The 16,360-nt window shown below is 53.5% G+C and carries 17 protein-coding genes and 1 tRNA gene; 12 read left to right on the top strand and 6 right to left on the bottom strand.

Going from position 1 to position 16,360, the window contains the following annotated elements; translation table 11 throughout:
• Positions 1-45: 45 nt before the first annotated feature.
• Complete coding sequence (locus tag SD69_RS11700) at positions 46-831, bottom strand: PilZ domain-containing protein (protein WP_041523363.1); 786 nt, start codon at positions 829-831, stop codon at positions 46-48.
• Between the two features lie 325 nt (positions 832-1,156).
• Here SD69_RS11700 and ttcA point away from each other — a divergent pair, with 325 nt between their 5' ends.
• The 3 genes from ttcA (at position 1,157) to SD69_RS11685 (ending at position 5,809) form a co-directional block, all read left to right on the top strand.
• Positions 1,157-2,044 carry a tRNA 2-thiocytidine(32) synthetase TtcA gene (gene ttcA / locus SD69_RS11695; RefSeq protein WP_052481383.1) on the top strand — a complete coding sequence of 296 codons (888 nt, stop codon included), beginning with the start codon at positions 1,157-1,159 and terminating at the stop codon, positions 2,042-2,044.
• A 113-nt stretch (positions 2,045-2,157) separates the two neighbouring features.
• Positions 2,158-3,261, top strand: a complete 1,104-nt coding sequence (ald, locus tag SD69_RS11690; RefSeq protein ID WP_041523362.1) for an alanine dehydrogenase — start codon at positions 2,158-2,160, stop codon at positions 3,259-3,261.
• A gap of 88 nt (positions 3,262-3,349) precedes the next feature.
• Positions 3,350-5,809, top strand: coding sequence for a putative bifunctional diguanylate cyclase/phosphodiesterase (locus SD69_RS11685; protein WP_041523361.1), 2,460 nt, complete (start codon positions 3,350-3,352; stop codon positions 5,807-5,809).
• Here the strand turns inward: SD69_RS11685 and SD69_RS11680 are convergent.
• The 5 genes from SD69_RS11680 to flgA form a co-directional block, all read right to left on the bottom strand.
• Positions 5,782-6,495 (bottom strand): 16S rRNA (uracil(1498)-N(3))-methyltransferase, encoded by a 714-nt coding sequence (locus tag SD69_RS11680; RefSeq protein WP_041523360.1) that lies wholly within the window; start codon positions 6,493-6,495, stop codon positions 5,782-5,784. The two genes, SD69_RS11685 and SD69_RS11680, sit on opposite strands and share 28 nt — an antisense overlap.
• A gap of 24 nt (positions 6,496-6,519) precedes the next feature.
• Positions 6,520-6,596 (bottom strand) — tRNA-Arg (locus tag SD69_RS11675).
• 88 nt (positions 6,597-6,684) lie between these two features.
• Positions 6,685-7,161, bottom strand: coding sequence for a flagella synthesis protein FlgN (locus tag SD69_RS11670; protein ID WP_041523359.1), 477 nt, complete (start codon positions 7,159-7,161; stop codon positions 6,685-6,687).
• Between the two features lie 132 nt (positions 7,162-7,293).
• Positions 7,294-7,608, bottom strand: a complete 315-nt coding sequence (flgM, locus tag SD69_RS11665) for a flagellar biosynthesis anti-sigma factor FlgM (RefSeq protein WP_041523358.1) — start codon at positions 7,606-7,608, stop codon at positions 7,294-7,296.
• A gap of 178 nt (positions 7,609-7,786) precedes the next feature.
• On the bottom strand, positions 7,787-8,506 hold the full coding sequence (flgA, locus tag SD69_RS11660) for a flagellar basal body P-ring formation chaperone FlgA (protein ID WP_084591555.1): 720 nt from the start codon (positions 8,504-8,506) through the stop codon (positions 7,787-7,789).
• A 276-nt stretch (positions 8,507-8,782) separates the two neighbouring features.
• Here flgA and SD69_RS11655 point away from each other — a divergent pair, with 276 nt between their 5' ends.
• From SD69_RS11655 to flgH, 9 genes are all read left to right on the top strand, one after another.
• Positions 8,783-9,736: a chemotaxis protein CheV gene (locus SD69_RS11655; RefSeq protein ID WP_041523357.1), complete on the top strand. Its 954-nt coding sequence runs from the start codon at positions 8,783-8,785 to the stop codon at positions 9,734-9,736.
• 78 nt (positions 9,737-9,814) lie between these two features.
• Complete coding sequence (locus SD69_RS11650) at positions 9,815-10,675, top strand: CheR family methyltransferase (RefSeq protein ID WP_052481108.1); 861 nt, start codon at positions 9,815-9,817, stop codon at positions 10,673-10,675.
• Between the two features lie 285 nt (positions 10,676-10,960).
• Positions 10,961-11,371, top strand: coding sequence for a flagellar basal body rod protein FlgB (gene flgB, locus SD69_RS11645; protein WP_041523356.1), 411 nt, complete (start codon positions 10,961-10,963; stop codon positions 11,369-11,371).
• A gap of 36 nt (positions 11,372-11,407) precedes the next feature.
• Positions 11,408-11,851: a flagellar basal body rod protein FlgC gene (flgC, locus tag SD69_RS11640; protein ID WP_041523355.1), complete on the top strand. Its 444-nt coding sequence runs from the start codon at positions 11,408-11,410 to the stop codon at positions 11,849-11,851.
• Between the two features lie 10 nt (positions 11,852-11,861).
• Positions 11,862-12,575, top strand: a complete 714-nt coding sequence (locus SD69_RS11635) for a flagellar hook assembly protein FlgD (protein ID WP_198144090.1) — start codon at positions 11,862-11,864, stop codon at positions 12,573-12,575.
• A 50-nt stretch (positions 12,576-12,625) separates the two neighbouring features.
• Positions 12,626-13,885: a flagellar hook protein FlgE gene (flgE, locus tag SD69_RS11630; RefSeq protein ID WP_041523354.1), complete on the top strand. Its 1,260-nt coding sequence runs from the start codon at positions 12,626-12,628 to the stop codon at positions 13,883-13,885.
• A gap of 201 nt (positions 13,886-14,086) precedes the next feature.
• Positions 14,087-14,830, top strand: coding sequence for a flagellar basal-body rod protein FlgF (gene flgF, locus SD69_RS11625; RefSeq protein ID WP_041523353.1), 744 nt, complete (start codon positions 14,087-14,089; stop codon positions 14,828-14,830).
• Positions 14,831-14,860: 30 nt separating this feature from the next.
• Complete coding sequence (flgG, locus tag SD69_RS11620; RefSeq protein ID WP_041523352.1) at positions 14,861-15,646, top strand: flagellar basal-body rod protein FlgG; 786 nt, start codon at positions 14,861-14,863, stop codon at positions 15,644-15,646.
• A gap of 23 nt (positions 15,647-15,669) precedes the next feature.
• Positions 15,670-16,353, top strand: coding sequence for a flagellar basal body L-ring protein FlgH (flgH, locus tag SD69_RS18795; RefSeq protein WP_157471671.1), 684 nt, complete (start codon positions 15,670-15,672; stop codon positions 16,351-16,353).
• Positions 16,354-16,360 lie beyond the last annotated feature (7 nt).

Here is a 16,360-nt window from a genome sequence, read left to right as displayed (position 1 = left end):
TCCGAAACGCGTTGCAAAGCGCGTATAACACTCGATGGTGATGCGTTAAGCGCTGGCGGGTACGTGGGTTTGCCCCTGCAGCGCCTCTAGCTTGTGTAGGTAGGCATCCACTTGATGTCGCTGCCCTACAGGTATATCGGCGAAAGCCAGGCTAACTTGAGTGCGACGCCCGGAAGTTTTGTCGAGCACAGCCGCTTTTACCGTGGCGCGGCAGTTAATAACAATGTCGGGCCCGAGGGTAAAGCGGCAAAACGGCAGCAGTGTGCCGGGGCGGTAGGTCGTCAGGCGATTACCATTAAGGGTAATGCGCAAGCCGCCGGCACTAATATTGATCACTTGAGCGGTTTCGGCCTCGTTGCCAGATGCCCGAACCCTGACATTGAGTGCCGGCCCCGGTAAATTAAAGCGCCGCTGTCGACGCCTGGGGGCGCGGTGTATTTCGCGGGGTAGATGCAGTGCAATCATGCGTCCCGCCGGCTTATCGACGATGGCGATCACAGTCGCGCTAAAATAGCAGTGCTCAAAGCCCTGACGCAGACTAATTTGCAAGGTGACACCTTCGCCAAGTTGCTCCTGCTGGGGGAAGATATCGTCAAGCCACAAAATGTCGCGCCTACTATCGATCGCCATAAGCAAACTTTGGCCTTGCCAGTGCTGATTGCCAACACTGAGCACCCGACGGTTTGCCAGCCATTGGTTGAGAGTTTCCAGACAGTGGTGGTTTTGCGGCAAACAGGCGGTCAGCTTCTGCTCGGCGTCGTAGGTTTTGTCCGTATTTCGGCTCAGGTTTTTAAGCGGTTGTAACAGCTCACGCCAAAAAGTCTTCTTCACGGTGTTTTCCTGTGCCAGTGCGCTCAAAACGCGGGTGTTGTACTTGTTGTATCCCTAGAGCAATCCGTGTGCCATCGCGCTGTTATGCTCCTAGCCCCCGCCACATGTGCCGTACGGGTGCTGGTATGGCAACCGTCCGGGCGGCAGACACAGAAAAATCGGCAAAGCGCTGCCGCTTCGCGGCAAAAGGCTTCGCACTTATGTTTAAAATCCGTACAATGGCGGCCCCGAGATCGCAGGCGAGCGTTTGGTCGGCGTTAGTGCTGTTAGGTGAGCAGCGCCTTAGTGAATAGTGTAGGTTTTAAGTATGAGTGATTTGGTGTCCATGTATCCCGGTAAGCCCAAGGCTGAGTCAGCGCCCAAGGTGACGCCTGAGCGCAAGCAAAAGCTTGAGTTTAATAAGCTGCAAAAACGCTTGCGCCGACAGGTAGGCACCGCCATTGCCGACTTCGATATGATCAATGAAGGCGATAAGGTGATGGTGTGTTTGTCGGGGGGCAAAGACTCGTACGGTATGCTGGATGTATTGCTGGGGTTACAAAAGACCGCGCCTATTAAGTTTGATTTGGTGGCGGTTAATATGGATCAAAAGCAGCCGGGGTTTCCTGAGCATGTACTGCCGGCTTACCTCGAGGCATTGGGTGTTGAATATCACATCGTCGAAAAAGACACCTATAGTATTGTGAAAGAGTTAGTGCCGGAGGGGAAAACCACCTGTGGTCTTTGTTCGCGTTTACGGCGCGGCACCTTATACAGTTTTGCCGATGAAATAGGGGCCACTAAAATCGCGCTTGGTCATCACCGCGACGACATCATCGAAACCTTGTTTCTCAATATGTTTTACGGTGGCAAGTTAAAGGCGATGCCGCCTAAGTTGCTGGCCGATAACGGCCGCAATGTGTTGATTCGCCCCATGGCCTACTGTAAAGAGAAAGATCTGGCGGCGTTTGCCGAGCTACGTGGCTTTCCGATTATCCCGTGTAATTTGTGCGGCTCGCAAGAGAACCTTCAGCGTCAGGTGATCAAAGAGATGCTGAATACCTGGGAGCAGTCGCATCCGGGCCGGTTAGAGACGATATTCTCGGCTATTTGTAATGTTGCCCCCTCGCAACTGGCCGATCGCAACCTGTTTGATTTTCTCGCGCTTACCCCTAACGCTGGTGACGCCAAGGCCTCTAGCACCTGCAACACCATTAAGGCTGTCGAGCTTTAACCCATTAATAGTACGGCCTGTTTGTGACCTTGCCACGATAAACAGGCGCTTGCCCTGTTCTATACTGATACTGAACCCAGTTATCGACGACACGCAGGAGTAAGGAGGCCGCCATGAGAGTGGGTGTCCCAACCGAAATAAAGCACGATGAGTTACGCGTAGGCCTTACCCCTGGTGCGGTGTTAGAGTTAACCCGCGCCGGTCACGAGGTTATTGTGCAGGCCGGCTGCGGTGTTGGCAGCGGCTTTGCCGATGACGACTACAAGGAAGCCGGGGCCACCGTGGTCGAGTCGCCACAGGCGGTATTTAAACAGGCCGAGCTGGTGGTTAAAGTCAAAGAGCCGCAAGCTTCAGAGTGCGACCAGCTTAGGCCCGGACAAATCTTATTTACCTTTTTGCACTTGGCGGCGGTGCCCGATTTAGCCAATCATCTACTGGAATCCGGGGCCACAGCGATTGGTTACGAAACCGTTGGCGCAGGGCAGGGGCAGCTGCCCCTGCTGGCACCTATGTCGGAGGTCGCGGGCAGGCTCGCAGTACAGGCAGGGTGTTACCATCTGGAGTCAACCCATGGCGGCCGCGGGGTTTTGCTGGGCGGAGTCCCCGGCGTCGCCCCGGCCAATGTTGTTATTTTGGGTGGCGGTGTGGTTGGCTACAATGCTGCGCGTATGGCTGTGGGCCTGGGGGCGCAGGTTACGGTTGTGGATGCGTCCTTGCCGCGCTTGCGTCAACTCGATGATTTGTTTCGCGGTGCTATTACCGGCCTGTTTGCCACCCACGATACGATTACACGGCTCGCCCGTAGCGCCGATTTACTGATTGGGGCGGTGTTGATTCCGGGGGCAAGTGCGCCGCGCCTGCTTGAGCGCGACGATATTTTAGCGATGCCGCCGGGTAGTGTGGTGGTGGACGTGGCCATCGACCAAGGTGGCTGTTTTGCCACGTCGCGGCCGACGACCCATGAGCATCCCACCTATCATGTCGGCGATACGCTGCATTATTGTGTGGCCAATATCCCCAGTGCGGTGGCGCGAACGTCGACATTGGCATTGTCTCATGCGACACTGCCGTACGTGCAGGCACTGGCGTCGGAGGGTTTGGCCGGGCTTAAGCACAATCCATGGCTCGCTCGTGGTGTTAATGTGCATCGGGGTAATGTTACCCATAAAGCCGTGGCTGAGGCGCTTGGTAAGTCTTTCCATGAGTCCCGTTGGTAAAGATTCACAAGAGCCATAATAATCATAAGTCTGTAGGTTATTGTCGTAAGGTTGGTCGTTATCGACCCTGCTGGGGAATCAACAACAAATGCGCAATAAAGGGCCAACTTTTTCCGAAGGTATTTCATTTCAGCTGGCTAAAATCGGCATCATATTGGTGTTTGTGTTGAGCTTTTCGATGAACCTCGTTCAGGTTTATCTCGATTATCAAAATCAGTCGCAGGAGTTTGAAAGCCTTGTGGGGCGGGTGATTGAAGTTGCCAGCCCGCCTGCGGCCCGCGCCGTGCATACACTGGATGACGACCTCGCCATTGAGGTGGTGAACGGCCTACTCAATTACGATTTTATCCGTGAAGTGTCGATTCGCGACGAGCGTGGCAATGTGCTGGCCGAAGCCAACCAGCCGCCGGTGACCGAGCGGACCGGCTGGCTGGTTAAAATTGTCGACGACGATTTGCTTGCTTATACCTCTCAGTTGGCGGTGCCGGGTTACAGCCAGCAGTCCACTGGTGAGATTACCTTCCGGGTCGATAAGCGTCAGGCGCTTGCCGGTTTTTACAGCCGATCCGAGATTAACCTGTTAGTGGGCGTGTTGCGCAACTTGACCTTAGTGGTGCTGTTGTTTATTGCGTTTTACGTCAAGCTAACTAAGCCGTTGGCGCGTTTGTCCCACGAAATTAATGAAATCAATCCCGATCAGCCAGGCGTGCGGCGCCTGACGCCGTTACCCCAAGAGCGCAAGGATGAGTTGGCCAGTGTTATTAGCAACACTAACCAGTTGCTCGATGTGGTGGAGTTATCTCTGGCCAAGCGTCGCGCGGTCGAGCTGGCGTTGCGCAAAAGTGAAGAGCATTTACGCCAAATCGTCGATAGCTTGCCGGTACTGATCGGCGCGCGCAATAAACAGGGGTACTATCGTTTTGCCAACCGGGCGCTGGCCGATGCCTTAGGCTATACCCCCGATCAGATGTGCCGTATTCATGTACGTAGTTTACTAAAGCACTCGGTGAATGATATTGATCAGGTGCTTGCGAATGACTCTCGGGTTATCGACAACCGCGAAGAGCTTGATGTGGTCGAGGAGAGCTTTATCGGCGCCGACGGTAATCAGCTGTTTTTGCAAACCCATATGATCCCACTCGATTATTATGATGAGGTGGTGTCACTTGTGTTGTCGGTGGATGTGACCGAGCGCAAAAACGCCCAGGAAGAAATGCAATACATGGCGCACCACGACGCTCTGACGAGCTTGCCCAACCGCTTGCAGTTAGTCGAGCGCTTAGAGCATGAGGTGCGCCGGGCGGTGCGTCACGGTTATTATGGCGCGGTTTTGTTTATCGATTTAGATAAGTTTAAAAATATTAATGATTCGCTGGGGCACCCGGTGGGTGATCTCGTGTTGCAAGAGATCGCCTGTCGACTAAAAGGCGCGGTACGTGAAGAGGATTTAGTGGCGCGCTTAAGTGGTGATGAGTTTATCGTGGTGCTTACCGTGCTCGATCAAGACCTGCAAGTGGCCGGGCTAAAAGCAGGTGAGATCAGTGAAAAGATTCGTGCGATTGTTTCCCAGCCTATTATGCACGAGCAAATGGAGTTGCGGGTTACCTGCAGTGTCGGGGTTGTGGTGTACCCTGATAAACACAATGTGGTGCATGAGTTGTTGCGCTACGCGGATACCGCCATGTATCACGTGAAAGAGCGCGGGCGTGATGCCATTGAATTTTTTAACGAAGACATGGCCGACAAAGTGAGTGCCCAGCTGGTAATGGAAGGCGACTTGCACCGGGCTTTAGAGCAACAACAGTTTGCTTTGCATTACCAACCTAAACTGGACATCGCCTCGGGCCGGGTGGTTGGGGCCGAGGCATTATTACGCTGGCAGCATCCGCTAAAAGGCGCCATATCGCCTATGGAGTTTATCCCGGTGCTGGAAACATCCGGTTTAATTATCGAGGTGGGGCAGTGGGTCATCGAACAAGCCTGTCAGAGCTTGGCAACGTGGAGTCAGCAGGGGTTGTGGCATCCGGGGATGACGCTAAGTGTGAACATCAGCCCGCGCCAGTTTCGCGACACACACTTTGTTCCGGACGTGGTTGATGCGTTACAAAGGTACAAGGTGCCCCCCGGTGCACTTGATATCGAGGTGACAGAGGGTATTATTATTCAGCGAGTGGATGAGGCGATTGCCACTATGTCGGCGCTCGACGCTCATGGGGTAAGCTTCTCGCTGGATGATTTTGGAACGGGCTACTCTTCCATTAGTTACTTAAAGCGTTTACCGGTGTCTACTTTAAAAATCGATAAAAGCTTTATCCGCGATTTAAGCTGTGATCGCAGTGACCGGGTGTTGGTCGAAACCATTATTACCATGGCGCGCTTACTTGACTTAACCGTGGTGGCGGAAGGTGTTGAAACCCCGGAGCAGCTTGATATTTTGCGGGATTACCAGTGTCATAGTTATCAAGGTTATTACTTTAGCCCTGCGGTCGCCGAAGAGGCCTTCAGCGCGTTTTTAACGCGTTATCCTCCGAGCCGACCGAGCAAGTAGGGCACGACGGTTTCTACCCGCATAATACGCTCGCCTAATGTCACCCCTTGAAACCCCGCCTCTGTCAGCATCGCAATTTCATTGTCGATAAACCCACCTTCGGGGCCAATGGCCAATAGTGTGGGTTTAGTGGTTTCGGTTGGGCAGGGCGTCGTCACGTAGGGATGAGCCAGCAGTGCATCGTGGCCGCGCATAAGTTCGGGCAGATCATCTTCGACAAAAGGTCTAAAGCGTTTCGCCCAGTGAATTACCGGAAACCGTGTGTCACAGCCTTGCTCTAAACCCAGCAACAACTCGGCGTGAATTTTTTTGGGCTGTAACTGTGGAGATTGCCAGTAGCTTTTTTCGACCCGGGCACTTTGCAGTAGTGTTAATTGTTTTACGCCCAGAGCGGCAATGGTTTGCAGTGTGCGCTTAAGCATGGGGGGGCGGGGTAAGCCCAGTATCATGTGGATATTAGAGGGGGCGGGCGGAGGCTGCGTTAGGCTTACCTCCAGGGTAATACCGGTAGCGCTGAGATCGATGATTTTACCCGTGCCCATCAGGCCGTCTACCTGCCCCACACGTAACGTATCGCCGAGCTCGGCCCGGTGAACCTTAATGATATGTTCCAGGCGGCGAGCGTCTTTGAGTACGGCACGGCCCTCTGGGTCAAAGTCGTCGCTGAACAGTAAAATGAGATTCATGGTGTGTCGCCACGCGGCAATAAGTGGCGCCCCGGAGACGATTTGAACGTCCGACCTGCCGCTTAGGAGGCGGCTGCTCTATCCAACTGAGCTACCGGGGCGATGTTCGCCCCCAATAGAGCGAGGCGCCATTGTAAGAACTTTGCCGCGATAAGCCAAGGGAGTGAGAGGTTTTAGCGCGATTTAACGTTACGCCCGCGTCAGGGTATTGCTGGACGCGCTATTGGCGGCGCTACCGCTGGCATCGTAAAGGCCAGCGTTTTGATTTTTGCCGCGCACTAAATCAATTAGCCGCTTAAGGGTTTGTTGCGAGCGGGCCACCAGCTTGCCGTTGTGATTGTTTAGCTCGTGGCATTGGCGTACTTCTTGTTGTAGTTGGTGCCACAGCGGTATCAGTGGGCTTAAACCGTCGTCGCTGGCGAGAAACTTTTCCCAGCTCGAGCCGTTGTCCTCAATTTTCAGCGCCTGCAGTAGTGCGGTACGCTCTTTGGCGTGCCCCTCAAGCAGGGCAAGGTGGTCGTTTTTCTCATTGATGAGCGCGCTCAGTGCCTCGTGATTACGCTGCTGCAGCAGCTCGCGCTCTTGAGTCAGCAGGGCCTGCAGGCGCTGGGCAGCGTGCAGGTCTCGGTTGAGCATTTCACGTACCAGTTGCGGATTGGCCGACATGGGTAAACCTCGATAGACAATGTAGTGGCAAACGTTTTAACAAGTGCCGGGCGTAACCCCGGCGCCTCAGCGCTAATCGATGAGGGATGTGCGGCCTACGAGCTCAGGCAAATGGACTCGCGGCCGCCTTTATTAACTCAGTAGCTCGTCTTGTGCGAGCATAGCCTCGGCTAAGCGCTCGGGGTTAATTTCAAATCGACCCTCGGCAATGGCCTGTTTGATGGCGCTCACTCGCTCGCTATCAACACCAGAGGCGTTATCGATAGCTTCGCGCAGCCGGCCAATGTTTTGCGCCTCAGGGCTTAGGGCTACGCTATCGTCGCTGTTGCTGGGCTGGTTACCCGCTTGCGCTTGCGTTTTATCGGCGCGGGTGTTCCCCGCTGCTGCGGCAGCACGGCCACTGTTTGGGGTGTTGGTCTTTACTGTGTTTGAAGTATCAATAACCATAATATGTTCCTACGTTGCCTGATTCCGGTGTCGCACCGGTGTTTGCCAAAACACGTCTCGCACGATCGCTAATGCGATACATGCAACTTGTCTATATCCGCTTTCGGCAAGCTAGCGTACAACTTTAATGTTTTTTGTCACTTTTTTGTGAGTTGCTTCACATTGACCCACTAAGTGTCTAAAAATTGGCGCCCACGCGGCCTTTGGCTAACACATTGGCGCTAATGACACGTTCTGAACTGGTGTTGCGCACTCGTATTTGCTCGCCAATCCGCCCGCTGGAGAGCGCCTCGGCCTGGGTCGCCACGGTAATCGAGCCGTTGCTCGATTCTAGCGTTACAATATCGCCTCTCTCGACGGCCAGGGGCTGCTCTAAAACGCCTGAGCGCAAGGGCTCGCCGGCTTGCAGTGGCCTTTTTAACTGCTGCCCGAGAACCTGTCGTGTGGCGACCATGTACCCCTGGCGTAAGTCGCTGGTATTGAATCTCTGGTAGCGGATAACCGATTCATCAATCAGGGCGCCCCGGCCAAGTGTGACCGCGGCGACGAGAACGTCCCGGTGGATATCCACTTGTGCGCTAACATAGATTGACCAGGGCTGTTGCCCTTCGCATTGGGCTTTAACGCTTACGGCACCGCCCTTGTCGCCGAGGTCTCGCACGGAGAACGTCAGGGGCGTAGGGCATTGAGCCAGACGCAAGCGTGGATCGAGCGGGGTGACGCTCACCTCCGTGGCGGCCGAGTCGTCTTCCAGCGTGTAATGCTCTTGCAAAAATTGGTGGGTGGCGGTCGTTAGCTCATCCAGACTATGGGGCTCGGTTGCCACGGCACTAGCCGCTAGCAGCATAGCGAGTGCTGCACAGACTAAAGGGCGTAAGTATTTGCGCCGTTGGCTCATGGTCTAAGGTCCGGTCGTCGTGGGGGCAGTAGCTGCCGCACCACAAGTTTAAGTAGCTCTATTTGAGCTGGATTTGTGCTGAGATACTAAAGTGCGTCAAAAATCAGCCGTTAACAATGATATAGAGTTGTTAGAGCAAAGACCGTGCCGGCGGTAAACCGAGCGTGATCGGGTTAAATAGTGGTTGCTTAATTTTAAGGTAAATTTTAAGTATTCTATGTAACCCATTGATAATAAAGGCGGCAGCTTGTTGTGCGCTTGTCTGGAGAGGTGGCTATGGCCGGGGTATTGGATAGTGTTAATCAAAGAACCCAGTTAGTAGGGCAGAACCGATTAGAGCTGTTACTGTTTCGGCTTAGGGGCCAACAGCTGTACGGGATTAACGTATTTAAAGTGAAAGAGGTGCTGCAGTGCCCGCCATTAAATGAGATTCCGGGGCGCAGCTCGGTGGTCCGTGGCGTCGCACATATCCGCGGCGGCACCATCCCCATACTGGATATGAACCTCGCGATTGGTCGTAAACCGCTCGACAACCTGGCCGAGTGCTTTGTGATTATTACCGAGTACAACCGCACCCAGCAGGGCTTTTTGGTGAGCGGGGTAGAGCGTATCGTTAATATGAACTGGAGCGATATTCACCCACCACCAACCGGTGCCGGCAAAGATCATTATTTAACCGCCGTAACCGAAGTTGAGGAAAAACTGGTCGAAATCGTGGATGTTGAGAAGATCCTCGCCGAGGTGGCGCCGGTTAACGAGCAAATCAGCGCCGGCGTGGTTGCCGATGGCATCAGTGAGCGTGTAGTCAAAAAGCATGTATTAATCGTGGATGACTCGAACATTGCGCGCAAGCAAATCCAGCGGGTGGTCGAATCTATGGGAATTCGTACTACGCTTAAAAAAGATGGCCGGGAGGCAATGGATTACCTGCTGGGTATGCAAGAGCAGGGGTTAAACCCACTCGAAGAGCTGATTATGATTATTTCAGACATCGAGATGCCCGAAATGGACGGCTATACCTTTACGGCCGAGCTGCGTGCCAACAACACGTTAAGCCAAATGCACGTGGTACTGCACACGTCACTCAGTGGGGTATTTAACGCCGCGATGGTTAAAAAGGTGGGGGCCGATGACTTTTTGGCTAAGTTCCACCCAGACGAGCTTGCCAAGCGTGTCAACGATCGTGTACTGGCTATTTCGGGTGAAGATTTGCTTGGTGATACTGAATAAAATCAATACATTAGCTAAAACTGTTAATGTTAAATCTATAGTTTATTTGATGTTCTGGCAGATAACACAAGGGCGAATATGACCATCGAACGTACCGCGCCAGGCGGAGCGCTGGCTCAGGCTGAGTTTGATCACTTTCGTCAGTTTTTACAGGACGCCTGTGGTATTTCACTGGGTGAAAACAAACAGTATTTAGTGACCAACCGCGTGCGCCGCCTATTAGAGGAGCACGGGCTGCACTCGTTTACCGAGTTGGTTGGCGTGCTGAAAAACAACAGTAATCGTCGTTTGCGAGATCAAGTGATCGATGTAATGACGACCAACGAGACCTTTTGGTTTCGCGACAGCTATCCGTTTGAGTATCTTAAATCGACGTTATTACCCGAGCTTATGTTACCGGCCAACCGGATGTTTGGGCCGGTGCGGATCTGGTCTGCCGCTTGCTCGTCGGGGCAGGAGCCTTATTCGCTAAGTATGGTGCTGGAGGAGTACCGCCGCCGCGCCATGGGCGCGTTGGCTCGCCCGGTACAAATCGTGGCAACCGATTTATCCTCTATCGTGCTCGAACAGGCGCGCCAGGGCATTTATGACCGATTGTCGGTGATGCGCGGTTTATCTCAAGAGCGGCGCGATATGTATTTTGACGCGCTCGACGACAACCGATGGCAGGTAAAGCCTAAGCTGCGCGAGTGCATAGAGTTTCGCGCTTTAAATCTGTTGGACTCATACGCGGCCCTGGGGCGCTTTGATGTGGTGTTTTGCCGCAATGTATTGATCTATTTTGATGCCGAGCTTAAAAAACGCATTTTGGAGAAAATCCACGGCTGCTTAAAGCCCGGCGGTGTTGTGTTTTTGGGCTCCTCAGAAGGGGTGGCGGGCGCCTCTCATCTATTTGAAATGGTGCGCTGTGAACCCGGCATTTTGTACCGCGCCCTCTAGCGGCCAGTCTATACCCGACTTGGCCGGTTTGTCGTAAACCCTCCTACGGCTTTCTTTCTGTCGTTGCCCCTCTTTTTAATGACGCTAGCGTTTTTAAGCGGCAACGTTTGGGCGGTAATGCTTTGCCGCTTTAGCCCGCTTATCCTCGTTCAATCGCCTGATGGCCCTGCTTCTTTTTTAAAATAAATCAATAATAACAATGGCTTATCGTTATTTTCTGTTGTTGGCACGAGCTGTGCTTTATCGTCTGTGACATTCTTTATCACGCACTGCGAGCAAACGAAAATGGCAATTTCTTTTTCAGAAGCACTTGGAATCCACGAACCGGCGTTACAGCTTCGGGCCCGTCGCGCTGAGGTGCTGGCTAACAACCTGGCCAACGCTGACACCCCGGGGTTTAAAGCGCGGGATATGGATTTTAAAGCAGAGCTTAATCGCCAGTACGCGGCGGCCGAACGCCACTTTGATGTTGCGGTTAATAAAACCCATGTAGGCCACATAGGGGGTGGCGCCTCAGCCTCGGGCGATGTTTCTTTAGGGTTTCGTGTGCCACACCAAAGCTCGGTGGACGGAAACACGGTAGAGGCGCAGGTCGAGCACGCCGCGTTTATGAAAAACGCATTGGATTTTCAGGCCAGCTTTATGATGCTCAACAAAAAATTTAAAGGCTTGTCTAGCGCGATTAGCGGACAGTAATAGCGGCAATAATTGGATAAGTAGCGGAGTTAACCCATGGCGATTGGAAATATTTTTGATGTAGCAGGCTCTGGCATGAACGCCCAAAGCCTACGCCTGAACACCACGGCCAGTAACTTGGCTAACGCTCAGTCGGCCTCATCCAGTGCCGGTGATGTGTACCGCTCGCGCCAGCCAGTGTTTGCCGCTCTGGCCCGCGAGGCGATGGCCTTTGGTGCTCAGCCCATCAGTGGTAATGAGCAAGCTGCCAGCGCTGGGGTGCAGGTGTTAGGCGTGGTTGAAAGCGATGCTCCCTATGAACAACGCCATGAGCCCACTCACCCGCTCGCCGACGAAGACGGTTATGTGTACTACCCCAACGTTAATGTGGTTGAAGAAATGACCAATATGATTTCGGCTTCGCGCTCGTTTCAGGTAAACGTCGAGGTGATGAACGCGGCCAAACAGATGGCGCAACGCGTCATCACGCTCGGACAGTAAGGATTAAGCCATGACAACGGTGAATGAAACAAACGCGGCCGGAAGCATCCTGAGCAATTTAAGCATTGGCAACAAAGAGCCCGAAACCAAAACCAACGAGTTAGGGCAATCGGCTTTTTTGGAGTTGATGATTACACAAATGAACAATCAGGACCCGCTGAGTCCGCAGGACAATACCGAGTTTATTGCCCAGCTGGCTCAGTTTAGTTCGGTCGAGGGGTTAGAGCGGTTAAACACCAGCTTTGAAGATTTTAGCGGCAACTTTATGTCGAACCAGGCATTGCAGGCTTCCTCGCTGGTCGGGCGCTCGGTGACAGTGCCTACCGATTCTACCTATTTGGCGGAGGGTGGCATTATCTCGGGTTCGGTAAATCTGCCGCAGGCGAGCGCTAATACTCAGGTGAGTATTTACGACAGCAGCGGTGCTCTGGTCGGGCAAATCCCGATGGGGAGTCAAGAGGCTGGCGAGTTGGTATTCCGCTTTGATGGCCAGTACATGGAAGTAAACGGTGAGCTAAGCAATTGGACGGCGGGGGAGGAGCCATTCGCTCCCGGTGACTATCGGTTTGAAGTCAACGCCAATGTCGATGGTAAGACAGAGTCTCTGGCGACCTCTCTGAGTGCCAATGTAAACAGTGTGACGCTCGCCGAAGACGGCGGCATCATCCTTAACCTGGCCGGTGTCGGCGCGGTTAATATTTCCGATATTAAACAATTTAACTAATTAAAAATTGCATGCCGATGGCCGGTCTGCATTAACAGGAGAAGCGTACGATGCCTTTTAACACTGCTCTGAGCGGCATTCGGGCCGCCAATACTGATCTAAAGGTGACCGGCAACAACATTGCCAATGCCAGCACTACCGGCTTTAAAAATTCTCGTGCCGAGTTTGGCGACGTATACGCCAGCTCGCTACTGGGTAGCGGCTCGAACACGCCGGGTGCGGGGGTAAACCTGCAAAAAATTCGGCAACAGTTTAGCCAGGGTAACCTCAACTTTACCGAAAACCAGCTGGATTTAGCCATCAATGGCGCGGGGATGTTTATCCTCGACAACGCCGGCGATAAGCTTTACGGCCGTGACGGAACCTTTGGTTTGGATAAAGACGGTTATATCGTCAACAATACCGGCTCTAATTTACAGGGCTTTATTGCCGATGACGAAGGTAATGTGGGCGGCATTCTCGAAGATTTACGCGTAAACGTAGAAAACCAAGCCCCTAACGCCTCAACCGAATTGAATATCTCGTTTAATCTAGACGCGCGAGAAACGGTACTGGACCCCAATGTACCGGCAGACCCCGCGGCCTATTTTGATCCCGCTGATCCGGCCACCTACAACCATGCAACGTCGGCTACGGTTTACGATAGTCTCGGTAATCCGCACACTATGAGCCAGTACTTTGTGAAGACAGACGACGTTACCAACAGCTGGAACGTCCATGTGCAAATTGATGGCGCGAACCCAACGGCGCCAGCCGGGCCCGTTGCCTTGGTTTTTGATACCGAGGGTGCGCTAACCAGTGTCGATGGGGTATCCAATGCGACTGAGTTTGCGTTGGACTACGACCCGGGCAATGGTGCAACTCCAGTGGCGGGCCTGGCGGTTGATTTTGCCAACTCTACCCAGTTTGGCAGTGGCTTCTCGGTAGAGGGGCTTACGCAGGATGGTTACACCACCGGCCGCTTAGCCGGTATCGACATCGATGAGCAGGGCTTAATCTTCGCCCGCTTTACCAACGGTGAGGCCCAGACCATCGGTCAGGTAGCCTTGGCCAGCTTTAATAACCTGGAGGCTCTAAAGCCTGTTGGCTCCACCTTGTGGGCGCAAACCGCTGACAGTGGTGAGTTGATTGTCGGGGCGCCGGGATCGGCTTCTTTTGGTGATATTCAGGCCGGTGCGCTGGAGGAGTCTAACGTTGATTTGTCTGAGCAGCTAGTGAACTTGATTATTGCCCAGCGAAACTTCCAGGCGAATTCTAAGACGATTGAGACGGCTAACCAGACCACGCAAACCATTATTAATCTGCGTTAACGGTTAGCGCCAACTGGCGCAAACCGGAGGGTGAAGCGGCGGCAAACGGCGGAAGCGGTTTGCCGCTTTTTTGTGTCTGATTTTTAATTTCTCGGATAGTCGCGCTCTAGCCCCCGTATGACGCGGGTGTTGGTGTTGGCACAGCGGTTGCAATAACCACAGTAACGACGCATAACTGCCAATAAACCAACGGAGTCTGTTGTGGATAAAGCTCTCTATATCGCAATGACCGGTGCCAAGCACAACATGATCGCGCAGGCGAGCCACGCGAATAACATGGCCAATATTAATACCACGGGTTTTCGAGCGGACTTCGCCGTAGCCCGTAGTATGGGTGTGTATTACGGCGATGGCCAACCAACCCGCGCCTATGCCATGACGGAATCTCCGGCTTCAGATTTTACGCCGGGTCCCATTCAGCAAACCGGGCGCGAGCTTGATGTGGCGATTGAAGGTGATGGCTTTTTGGCGGTTCAGTCTCCCACCGGGGGTGAGGCTTACACCCGCGCGGGTAATTTAACGCTCGATGCCAATGGCATTTTACGCGGCGCCGGTGGGTTGCCGGTGATGGGCAACAACGGCCCGATTGCACTGCCGCCCACCACGCAAATTAGCATCGGTGAAGATGGCACCATTTCTATTCAAGGGCAGGGCGAAGGCCCGGAAACTTTGGTAGAGGTAGACCGGTTAAAACTGGTTAAACCTGAATACGCCTCACTGGAGAAGTCTGCTGACGGTTTGTTTCGCAACCCTAACGGCGGTGACTTAGAGGCCGATGCGGCGGTGCGAGTGACCTCGGGTGCGCTGGAGGGTAGCAATGTTAGTGCGGTCGATGCCTTTACCGATATCTTAAGTTTGTCTCGCCAGTATGAGATGCAAGTCAAGCTGATGAAAACCTTTGAACAAAACTCCGAAAGTTCAGCACGTCTGTTACAGATGTCTTGATCCGTTCGCTAACGACTAGAGGATAACGCCATGCACGCGGCACTTTATGTCAGTAAAACCGGCCTTACGGCGCAGGACAAGCAACTGACCACCATATCCAACAACCTGGCTAACGTCGGCACCGTGGGCTTTAAACGCGACCGGGTGACCTTCGAAGATTTGCTGTACCAAACGCAACGCCAACCGGGTGCGCAATCCACGCAAGACACTGAGCTTCCGTCGGGCTTGCAATTGGGAACCGGTGTGCGGGTAGTGGGGACGCAAAAACAATTTACCGAAGGTAACCTTGAGGTTACCGATCAGGCTCTTGACGTTGCCATTAATGGCCGCGGCTTTTTGCAAATATTGCGGCCCGATGGCTCGGTTGCCTATACCCGCAACGGTCAGCTGCAAATCAATGGCGAGGGTCAGTTGGTCAACGCCGATGGCCACTTACTGGAGCCGGCGATTAACGTCCCAGAGAACGCCAGTAACATTACCATTAGCCAAGACGGTGTTGTGAACGCCTACGTCGACGGCGAAGTCGACCCACAGCAATTGGGTGATATTTTACTGGCGGACTTTATCAATCCCGCCGGCTTGCAGGCGATTGGTGGCAATTTATTTGTCGAGTCGGTAGCCAGCGGTAACCCGCTGATTGGCGCCCCGTCTGAAAACGGTATGGGCAGCTTGCAGCAGGGCATGCTTGAGAGCTCAAACGTTGAGATCGTACAAGAGATGGTTGACATGATCAGCACTCAGCGGGCCTACGAGCTGAACTCAAAAGTCGTCTCCACTGCCGACCAAATGCTGCAATACATCACGCAAACTCTGTAAAGGCTGGGCAATAGGTGAATACCATGATGGCTAATAAAAACGTTGTGAGTTTGTGGGGGTTGGCGGCACTGTGGTTAAGCGGTTGCGCCTCCTACGCACCGCCACAACCGGGCGACCCGCACTACGCACCTGTGGTGTCGGCCGCTCATCAAGAGCCGGTGCAAACCAGCGGCTCTTTGTACCACGAGCGCAGCATGAGTTTGTTTACCGACTCTAAAGCGCGCAACGTGGGGGATATTATTACCATTATGCTCACCGAACGCACGGTATCCAGTAAAAGCTCGGGTGTTAACGTCAGCAAAGACAGTTCTACCAGTTTACCGGCCGGCACTATTCTTGGTATGACGCCCACCTTAAATGGCGTGCCTTTTGATACCAGCGTAACCCAAGAGCGGGAGTTTAATGGCGATGCCGGGGCCGATCAAAGCAACAGCCTGAGCGGTTCAATTGCCGTCACCGTCGCCGATGTTTTGCCCAACGGCAATTTAATCGTGCGCGGCGAAAAGTGGATGACGCTCAACCGTGGTGACGAGTTTATTCGTATCAGCGGCATTTTACGTCCCGATGATATTTCCAGACAAAACACCGTGTCTTCCACCAAGCTTGCCAATGCTCAAATCTCCTACAGTGGTACCGGGGAGCTCGCCAACTCGCAATCGATGGGTTGGATGTCGCGCTTTTTTAACAGCGCCTATTGGCCGTTCTAAGGGGGCG

The organism is Gilvimarinus agarilyticus (assembly GCF_000832015.1).
In the GTDB taxonomy this organism is placed as follows: domain Bacteria; phylum Pseudomonadota; class Gammaproteobacteria; order Pseudomonadales; family Cellvibrionaceae; genus Gilvimarinus; species Gilvimarinus agarilyticus.
The sequence above is the reverse complement of the archived record's forward strand: the minus strand, read 5'-3'. Positions and strand labels throughout refer to the sequence as shown.

Bases quoted from the DNA above. Each gene is read 5' to 3' on its own strand.
- ttcA (WP_052481383.1), top strand. From the start codon at position 1,157: ATGTATCCCGGTAAGCCCAAGGCTGAGTCAGCGCCCAAGGTGACGCCT.
- ald (WP_041523362.1), top strand. From the start codon at position 2,158: ATGAGAGTGGGTGTCCCAACCGAAATAAAGCACGATGAGTTACGCGTA.
- SD69_RS11685 (WP_041523361.1), top strand. From the start codon at position 3,350: ATGCGCAATAAAGGGCCAACTTTTTCCGAAGGTATTTCATTTCAGCTG.
- SD69_RS11680 (WP_041523360.1), bottom strand. From the start codon at position 6,495: ATGAATCTCATTTTACTGTTCAGCGACGACTTTGACCCAGAGGGCCGT.
- SD69_RS11670 (WP_041523359.1), bottom strand. From the start codon at position 7,161: ATGTCGGCCAATCCGCAACTGGTACGTGAAATGCTCAACCGAGACCTG.
- flgM (WP_041523358.1), bottom strand. From the start codon at position 7,608: ATGGTTATTGATACTTCAAACACAGTAAAGACCAACACCCCAAACAGT.
- flgA (WP_084591555.1), bottom strand. From the start codon at position 8,506: ATGAGCCAACGGCGCAAATACTTACGCCCTTTAGTCTGTGCAGCACTC.
- SD69_RS11655 (WP_041523357.1), top strand. From the start codon at position 8,783: ATGGCCGGGGTATTGGATAGTGTTAATCAAAGAACCCAGTTAGTAGGG.
- SD69_RS11650 (WP_052481108.1), top strand. From the start codon at position 9,815: ATGACCATCGAACGTACCGCGCCAGGCGGAGCGCTGGCTCAGGCTGAG.
- flgB (WP_041523356.1), top strand. From the start codon at position 10,961: ATGGCAATTTCTTTTTCAGAAGCACTTGGAATCCACGAACCGGCGTTA.
- flgC (WP_041523355.1), top strand. From the start codon at position 11,408: ATGGCGATTGGAAATATTTTTGATGTAGCAGGCTCTGGCATGAACGCC.
- SD69_RS11635 (WP_198144090.1), top strand. From the start codon at position 11,862: ATGACAACGGTGAATGAAACAAACGCGGCCGGAAGCATCCTGAGCAAT.
- flgE (WP_041523354.1), top strand. From the start codon at position 12,626: ATGCCTTTTAACACTGCTCTGAGCGGCATTCGGGCCGCCAATACTGAT.
- flgG (WP_041523352.1), top strand. From the start codon at position 14,861: ATGCACGCGGCACTTTATGTCAGTAAAACCGGCCTTACGGCGCAGGAC.
- flgH (WP_157471671.1), top strand. From the start codon at position 15,670: ATGATGGCTAATAAAAACGTTGTGAGTTTGTGGGGGTTGGCGGCACTG.